The sequence below is a fragment of the Thioalkalivibrio halophilus genome, assembly GCF_001995255.1.
Taxonomy (GTDB): Bacteria; Pseudomonadota; Gammaproteobacteria; order Ectothiorhodospirales; family Ectothiorhodospiraceae; genus Thioalkalivibrio; species Thioalkalivibrio halophilus.
The window spans coordinates 1-1174 of the sequence record NZ_MUZR01000081.1 but is presented as its reverse complement, the minus strand read 5'-3'; the positions used below and the strand labels follow the sequence as shown (position 1 = coordinate 1174).

1 protein-coding gene is annotated in these 1174 nt (G+C 63.8%); it reads left to right on the top strand.

Annotated features, from left to right (window positions below; translation table 11 throughout):
- A partial coding sequence (gene tuf / locus B1A74_RS13705) for an elongation factor Tu (protein ID WP_077244962.1) occupies positions 1 to 1174 on the top strand: 1174 nt, incomplete at both ends.

The window sequence follows — 1174 nt, the reverse complement described above, 5'->3', positions numbered from 1 at the left end:
TGTCCAAGGAAAAGTTCGAACGCAAGAAGCCGCACGTGAATGTGGGGACGATTGGTCATGTGGACCACGGGAAGACGACGCTGACGGCGGCGTTGACGGTGGTTCAGGCGAAGAAGTACGGCAGCGATGCGCGTGCCTTTGACCAGATTGACAACGCGCCGGAAGAGAAGCAGCGCGGGATCACGATTGCGACGGCGCACGTGGAGTACGAGTCGGACACGCGCCACTATGCGCACGTGGACTGCCCGGGGCACGCGGACTATGTGAAGAACATGATCACCGGTGCTGCGCAGATGGACGGTGCCATTCTGGTGGTTTCGGCGGCGGACGGCCCGATGCCGCAGACGCGGGAGCACATCCTGCTGTCGCGCCAGGTGGGTGTGCCGCACATCGTGGTGTTCCTGAACAAGGCGGACATGGTGGACGATCCGGAGCTCCTGGAGCTGGTGGAGATGGAGGTCCGTGATCTGCTGTCGAGCTATGATTTCCCGGGTGACGACACTCCGGTGGTCACCGGTTCTGCGCTGAAGGCGCTGGAAGGCGACGAAAGCGAGATGGGCGCCCAGGCGATTCACAAGCTGGTTGACGAGATGGACCGCTTCATCCCCGAGCCGGAGCGCGCGGTGGACGGTGCGTTCCTGATGCCGGTGGAAGACGTGTTCTCGATTTCCGGTCGCGGCACCGTGGTTACCGGTCGCGTCGAGCGCGGTGTGGTCAAGGTGGGCGAGGAAGTGGAGATCGTGGGTCTGCACGACACGCAGAAGACCACGGTGACCGGCGTGGAGATGTTCCGCAAGCTGCTGGACCAGGGCGAGGCCGGCGACAACGTGGGCGTGCTGCTGCGCGGCACCAAGCGTGACGACGTGCAGCGCGGCCAGGTGCTGTGCAAGCCGGGTTCGATTACTCCGCACACCCAGTTCGAGGCGGAAGTGTACATCCTGAACAAGGAAGAGGGCGGTCGTCACACGCCGTTCTTCAACGGGTATCGTCCGCAGTTCTATTTCCGGACGACGGACGTGACGGGTTCGGTCGAGCTGCCGGAAGGCACCGAGATGGTGATGCCGGGCGACAACGTGAAGATGACGGTGTCGCTGATCAGCCCGATCGCCATGGAGGACGGTCTGCGTTTCGCGATTCGCGAAGGCGGCCGCACCGTGGGCGCCGGCGTCGTCTC